Origin of the sequence: Candidatus Sororendozoicomonas aggregata (assembly GCF_031528575.1) — a bacterium.
In the GTDB taxonomy this organism is placed as follows: domain Bacteria; phylum Pseudomonadota; class Gammaproteobacteria; order Pseudomonadales; family Endozoicomonadaceae; genus Endonucleibacter; species Endonucleibacter aggregata.
Window position 1 is genome coordinate 20,453 of sequence record NZ_JAVLSP010000051.1, and the last position, 6,840, is coordinate 27,292.

General features: G+C 48.5%; 6 protein-coding genes. 3 read left to right on the forward strand and 3 right to left on the reverse strand.

Translation table 11 applies throughout. The features are described 5' to 3' along the window. Positions 1–309: 309 nt before the first annotated feature. The gene (gene msrA, locus V4C51_RS10840; RefSeq protein ID WP_330926178.1) at positions 310–918 is read left to right on the forward strand and encodes a peptide-methionine (S)-S-oxide reductase MsrA; all 609 of its coding nucleotides are present in this window, start codon (positions 310–312) and stop codon (positions 916–918) included. A gap of 290 nt (positions 919–1,208) precedes the next feature. After that, positions 1,209–2,018, forward strand: a complete 810-nt coding sequence (locus tag V4C51_RS10845) for a hypothetical protein (RefSeq protein WP_330926179.1) — start codon at positions 1,209–1,211, stop codon at positions 2,016–2,018. 177 nt (positions 2,019–2,195) lie between these two features. Here the strand turns inward: V4C51_RS10845 and mnmC are convergent, their stop codons facing one another. Genes mnmC through V4C51_RS10860 form a run of 3 tightly spaced genes read right to left on the reverse strand, consistent with a single transcriptional unit; the run spans position 2,196 to position 5,662 of the window. Next, a complete protein-coding gene (gene mnmC, locus V4C51_RS10850; RefSeq protein ID WP_330926180.1) occupies positions 2,196–4,193 on the reverse strand; it encodes a bifunctional tRNA (5-methylaminomethyl-2-thiouridine)(34)-methyltransferase MnmC2/FAD-dependent 5-carboxymethylaminomethyl-2-thiouridine(34) oxidoreductase MnmC1 in 1,998 nt (665 codons plus the stop codon). 29 nt (positions 4,194–4,222) lie between these two features. Continuing rightward, complete coding sequence (locus tag V4C51_RS10855) at positions 4,223–4,603, reverse strand: hypothetical protein (protein ID WP_330926181.1); 381 nt, start codon at positions 4,601–4,603, stop codon at positions 4,223–4,225. A 45-nt stretch (positions 4,604–4,648) separates the two neighbouring features. Continuing rightward, positions 4,649–5,662: a tRNA-dihydrouridine synthase gene (locus V4C51_RS10860; protein WP_330926182.1), complete on the reverse strand. Its 1,014-nt coding sequence runs from the start codon at positions 5,660–5,662 to the stop codon at positions 4,649–4,651. A 402-nt stretch (positions 5,663–6,064) separates the two neighbouring features. Here V4C51_RS10860 and V4C51_RS10865 point away from each other — a divergent pair, with 402 nt between their 5' ends. After that, positions 6,065–6,748, forward strand: a complete 684-nt coding sequence (locus V4C51_RS10865; protein WP_330926183.1) for a zinc metallopeptidase — start codon at positions 6,065–6,067, stop codon at positions 6,746–6,748. The last annotated feature ends 92 nt before the right edge of the window (positions 6,749–6,840 follow it).

Here is a 6,840-nt window from a genome sequence, read left to right on the forward strand (position 1 = left end):
ATACCTTTTGACATGTTCTCAGGTGACGCACCGTTTCTGACGATAAACTTTATCCCCAGAGGTTGCACCGACAATTCACTACTCGGACGTCACTGGTTTATCTGATCATGCCCTTAGGAGCCTGTCGGATGCATAGGCTGTCGTTTTGCCGCGGATAATAGCAAAATGATGACTCCCACGCATCACCTGTGGCGGCAGGTCTGTGTTAACCTTTTGCTATTACTGGTCATCCTGCCTTATCCTGCTGCTGAGCTAACCTGGGCATTTTGGTAGTGAGAAAAGGCGATTGCGATAAGGAGTTTTGTTAACATGTTTTCAGATAACCCCGTTGGAGAGCGTCAAGGGCCAATGGCTGTGCCTGATGGGCACTTTGTCCACCAAAGAGCCATTCAAGCCCCGTTTCCTGAAGGTGTTGAGGTCATATATCTGGGCATGGGTTGCTTTTGGGGGGCGGAGCGATTGCTCTGGCAACAAGTCGGCGTCTGGACGACAGCCGTTGGATACTCCGGGGGTAACGCCGCTGATCCAACCTATGAACAAGTCCGCACCGGAAAAACAGGGCATACTGAGGTGGTTCTGGTAGCTTATAATCCGCTAAAAATCACTTGTCAGGCGCTACTGGAAACATTCTGGGAAAACCATGATCCAACCCAGGGCATGCGTCAGGGGAATGATCGAGGCACGCAATACCGATCCGCAATTTACACGACAACAGATGATCAACTTCTGCTGGCTTGTAAGACAAAAAAACACTACCAGACACAGCTGTTCAACGAGGGTGGAAAAACAATTACCACTGAAATAGCCCCTGTTAATGGCTTTTATTATGCCGAAGCCTATCATCAGCAGTATCTGGCAAAAAACCCCCAAGGGTATTGTGGCATTGGCGGGACAGGGGTTTGTTTCTCACCCACATAACAAGTGATCTTCTTTTTAAAAAGCTGTTCACAAAAAATCATGAACAGCTTCTAAATGGTTTTTATTCGCCAATGGTTCCATTTAAGCTCAACAAAAGGATGCCCGTTTCTCCCTGAAAACCCTACTTCAAGCAAATTAAAAGTGATCAACAGCTGTATTCAGGTTTAAGTAAACAGAGGTATTATTAGTTTTTCCAGTGATCAATTGCTGCCTGACATTCTGTTTAACTATTACAAAATTTTCAATTATTCAGCTAGTCTATCATTCATTACTGATCTGATGGGCGCTTTATGACAATAAAGAAATTTACGCGTTTTTTCATACTGCTGGCTTGCTGCTTTTCGTCCACTGGGGTTAAAGGTGATCTTTTTTCTTACTTCTGTGATGGCGAGTTAGTGGGTGATCTGGATTTACAGATTTTTGTTGAGAAAATAGTTGATGGTCACTATTCATATTATATAGTAAGGGAAAAAATGGAGGTTTCTCCAGACAATCCAGACAATCCAGACAATAAGGAGGAGATGCCTTTGATGGAATACATTACTGCTTTACAAAAAAAACCTATCCTTAAAGATATTTTTCAACAGGGCATTTGTCATGATAAAAAAATTGTGTTTACTTATTCTACTTATCAGAGTCTAACTGGTCACATGCTTTTGCGTCATATAATTCTAGGGGGGCGTACTTTTAATAGAGGGGTTTGTATATATGAAAAGCAAGCATCAGATTATACCGCGCCAGAAAATTCTTATCTTGATTTGCTCTCTTATTGTACCTTGTTTTCATTAGATCAACAGGTGCGAGTAAAAAAAACGACCTGGTTGTGGGTTCAATGCCTTGAGGGTGTTTATGATTGTCGCGAATACACCTTTTCTGATATTCAAAACCCTCACATTGATGAAAATAACACAGTAAGAATGGACTTGAAGGGAGAGTATGCTGTTGCGGTCAGGTTGAAATTCCCTCAATTCAACACGCAAAGCACGTCAGAGAAAAAAGTAACGCTTTTAGAAGTGACACTGACGCCACTGCTACCTGAAATGAATAAGCCAAAAATAATCATAAAACCTCAACAAAAAAATACAGTCAATCACTCCTGATACCAACAACCTATAGAAGCCTGTCGGACTTAAGACAATTTCGGCCTGAAATCCAGAAAGAGCGGCCATATTTTCTGATGAATTTGCTTAAATAGGTCAACTATTCGCGCAAATTGATCGAAAAATCTGACTCGCTCTACTGAATTTCATGCTCGAAAGCTTAAGCCCGACAGGCTCCTAGATTTTATTGCGAGACAAGTCCCTGACTAAAAATCGTGATGGATTCAGCCCATGCACAATATCCACAGGCACAGGCGCGGGCTCATGGTTAATCATACTGGCCAGTAATTCTCCGGCTAGCGGGCAGGTAATCAGCCCTCTGGAACCATGGCCCGCACTGATATACAAACCTTCTAAAAACGGGGGTGCCTCGGTATAGGGGTGTTTAGCGTTTTTACGCAACAGGGCAAAATCCCTTAAAAAGTCGGCTTTATCAATAACGGGTCCAACAACAGGCAGGTAGTCGGGCGTTGTCGAGCGAAAACCCGCTTTTCCTCCCTGAATGCGAATGCCGTCTCCCCCCGCGGCATGGGTGAAGGCGGGAAACCATTCGTCCTGCATGGCAAGGTTCTGCTGATGGTCGCCCTCAGTAACAGCGGTGGACTGGGAGTGAAAATCAAACGTAGCGCCAAGGGTATGCCCTGTATCCATCGCCGGTGCGATATAGCCTGCGCCACAGACAACAGCGTGTAATTGACCGCTGTGCCCGGTCGCGGCAATTTGGGTGGTCTGACCTCTGATGGCTTTCAGGGGAATATGACTGAGTTGCTCTACATTGCTGATTGAGCCCCCCCCCGCGCAGACAACGACGTCACTTGTGAGCACGGCTTTATCATCGGGCATGATTAACTGCCAGCCTGCCACACCTTTTTTCAGCGATTCAACCGCTGTGTGGGTCTTTACAGTGATGTTTGGATGATTAACCAGTGCCTGACAGAGCTGGCGCGGATCAACCCAACCCGCTTCGGGAAAGTAAAGGCCATCGTACTCAACGGGCAGGCCAGCAATGTCTGAGAGTGACTTTTTGTCGAGCAGCCGCAAAAAATCCGGTGGAAACTGCTGTGTTAACGCCTGATAGCGCTGGCGGACTTTATCCGATGTGCATAACTGTATCAGGCCACAGGCATGGCGCAAACCGGGGTAATCCGTGTCGAGTTGTTTGATAAGATTCAGGGTATAGCAGTACCCCTGGGCAACCAGGCGGCTTAAGGGGGTGTCATTGGCGGACAGTTTGGCGTAGAGCATTCCCTGCGGGTTGCCAGACGCCTCCGTGGCCAGCCGGTTATGTCTTTCCAGTAAAGTGACATGCCAACCCCGCTCAGCCAGGGAGCGGGCACAGCTGGTACCGGCAAGGCCACCGCCGATCACCACCGCGGTTTTGGTGTGGCAGATGGCGGGGTATTGGTGCCATGAGAGAGTCGCTGGTTGAAGCGGCGGTTTGTTTTTCAGCTCACCGGATAAACGGTCACGTTTTGCGCCAAAACCCGGGGTTTTATTGACAGAAAAGCCAGCCCCCATTAACCCATCGCGAACCAGCCGCGCCGATGAGAAGGTGGCATAAGTCGCATCATCCGCACTCTTTTGTGCCAGCGTGGTAAAAAGGCTTGGTTGCCACATATCCGGGTTTTTGGCAGGGGAAAAGCCATCGAGAAACCAGGTATTAACCCTGGCGTTCAACTGCGATAGCATATCAGGGGCATGACCTAGCAGTAAGGTCAGGCGGATTCGACCACCACTGAAACGCAGGTGGTGAAAACCCTTACTGGCCGGCAGATAACCCTCAAGCAACTGTCTGCTGAACGCTGATAACTGAGGCCACAGGGCTAGAGCTCTGGTTAAATCGTTTTGCCGCAAAGGCTGACTTTCTGTGGAGATAAAATGCAGCTGACACCCTTTCGGCGCTGCCTGTTCAAACAACTGCCAGGCACACAGAAAACTCAGGCCAGTCCCAAAACCTGTTTCGCCAATGACAAAGGCACTCCCCGGTGACAGAGCCTTAAACCGTGCTTCGAGCTGGTTGCCAGCCAGGAACACGGACTTTTTCTCCTCAATGCCAGACGCTGTGGAGAAATAAATATCGTTGAAATACGAAGACGAAGGCTGGCCGCTGTCATTCCAGCTGACGTCGGCATAACGAAGGCCCTGGTAGTGATCGGGGTATGACTGTACAGGCATTCAATACTGTCCGGTGAATGGCTGGCGGATTAGGGTTTATCAACCTTGCCTGAAGCTTTTCCGTCCTGCTGATAAAAAGCACTGGGTAAGATATTCACGCCCAGGCGCCGACTAACAAGGATAATAGCGGGTATGGTTAAAGGCGCAAAGGGTAGAATGGCAAAAACACCTATACCAAGACCTTTCAGCAGTTCCGCCAGTTGACGGTTTGCCAGCTTCATCTCCTCTTTGCTCGCTTCACCAAGGGTAAACTTACGGTATGTTTGCAACATCAACTGCGTTTCTTCTCGCTCCTGGGCAAGTGCCTGTTTGACTTTAAACAGGCTCCGTTTGATACGCTGACGATTCCGCTGCCGACTGATACGCAACACCCGTCGTGGAGAGCGCAAAAAATGAAAAATCACCTTCATGGCTATTTCTCTCACCCTCCCCTTCAAGCATCCGGACGTTATTGATCAGACATTAAGTAGTGTATCGCTAATACGCTGAGAACAGTTCAACCGTTTAATCTGCTGAAATAGTACCAGTGCCCGGTCAGATGTTTTACCCATCATCCCAAGCCACTGCTTTACACGTCCTATGATATAGCGATTACTGTCAGTGATAAAATAAGGATGCGGTGAGTTTTGGTCAGCGCGGCTTTTAGCCAGGGTAATAAAACGTTGCAGCATAGCCAAAGAGTCACGCCATTGCTGCTCAGGTGAGAGACCCGTCAATTGCTGTTTGATGTGCAGCGGTAACAGTGGGTTTCTCAGTACTCCCCGGCCAATCATAATTCTGTTACATCCTGAGATACCGACAACATTGGCAGCATCGGCCACTGTCCATATATCCCCATTCGCTGTTACCGGAATGCGGGTGTGCTCTTTGATTTTTGCAATCCACTCCCAATGGGCGGGGGGCTTGTAGCCTTGTACTTTTGTCCGTGCATGGACCGTCAGCCCCTGAGCGCCTGCTGCTTCAACCGCACAGGCATTATCCACTGCCAATTCAGTGGTGTCATAACCAAGACGGATTTTAGCCGTTACCGGAATGCGCTCTGGCAATACCTCTCGCAAGGCTTTCACAATCGTGTAAATAGTCTCAGGCTCTTTCAGCAGCACAGCGCCTCCTTTATGCTTGTTCACCGCGCGCGAAGGACAACCGAAATTTAAATCCACCGCTTTAGTCCCAAGGCTTGCTGCTTTCACTGCGCTTAATGCCATCATCTCAGGGTTGCTGCCGAGCAGTTGAATAGTGACAGGCGTGCCGTTGCGAGTCTGGCAATTGTGGTACAATTCCGGGCACAAACGATAAAAAGCGTTTACCGACAAGGGGGTATCTGTCACCCGCGCAAACTCGGTCACACAGTGATCAAGGCCGCTGACATCGGTGAGTAGCTCGCGCATCAGGTAATCAACAACGCCTTCCATGGGGGCAAGGGTGATATGTAGTGGTTGAATAATCAAGAGCCTGCTGGTGTATGACAAATGCCCGAATTATCCCGAAAAATAACCAGGATGTGAAGCGACTAACCGGTGTATGCTTTAGCCCGGATATTTCATAAACTGCCCTGAGAATTGCGCGGAACCTTGCGGTTCTAAGGGATTTTGCGAGGGAGCGCCGACCGGGGAGTACGGTCGACTGAGCAAAACTCCCTTAGAGTCGCAAGGAGCAAGCAAGGCCAGGAGCCTGTTTATGAAATATCCGGGTTAGAAGCAGTCTTAAAAATCTGTGCATAGGGAGGATCGAGTGGCATTACTCACTTACCAACAAACAGTCTTCCTGCAAAGGGAGAAACCCATCACAACACAGGCTCCTAGCCCTGGTTAAAGCAACGGGGATATATTTTTTCACAGCCACTGCCAGAATAAAACAGGGGGGTAAAGAAAATGGGATATATTGTATTGGGCGTTGTTGTAGTGCTTCTGGTGTTTGGTCCCCAGTGGTATGTCAGGCAAACACTGCACAGGCACAGCGCTGAGCGCAAAGATCTACAAGGCACAGGCGGCGAGCTGGCAGAGCATTTAATCGGCCGCTTTGATTTATCCGGGGTATCCGTTGCAGAAGGGGGTGTAGGGGAAGACTTTTATGACCCAAAGACAAAGCGGATATCCCTGTCACCCGGCCATTATCATGGAAAATCCATCGCGGCAGTGGCTGTTGCCGCCCATGAAGCCTGTCATGCATTGCAGCATAAAGAGCAACACAAGGGATTTATGCGACGCCAGCAACGTATTACCATGGCACTGTGGATTGAACGCTTCAGCGCGCTGGCGCTAATGCTCAGCCCGGTGCTGTTTATCATTACCCGTATACCCCAAAGTACGCTATTGACACTGGTTATTGGTTTAACCGGGCTTCTGGCATCACTGTGGGTACAATTAATGAATTTGCCTGTGGAACTCGATGCCAGCTTTAATAAAGCACTGCCACTGCTTGAAGAGGGCTACCTGGCAGGGCAGGATATACCCAATGCACGAAAGGTACTAAAAGCGGCGGCATACACTTACGTGGCTTCGGCCATGGCAAGCTTATTGAATATTGGGCGATGGATTACTATTTTAAGACGCTAGGAGCCTGACCGAGAATAGCGCCCGTAGCGAGGATTACGAGAAATTGAGGATAAAAATTTCTGCTTCTGAGGATAATAGTGGGGCTATTTGAC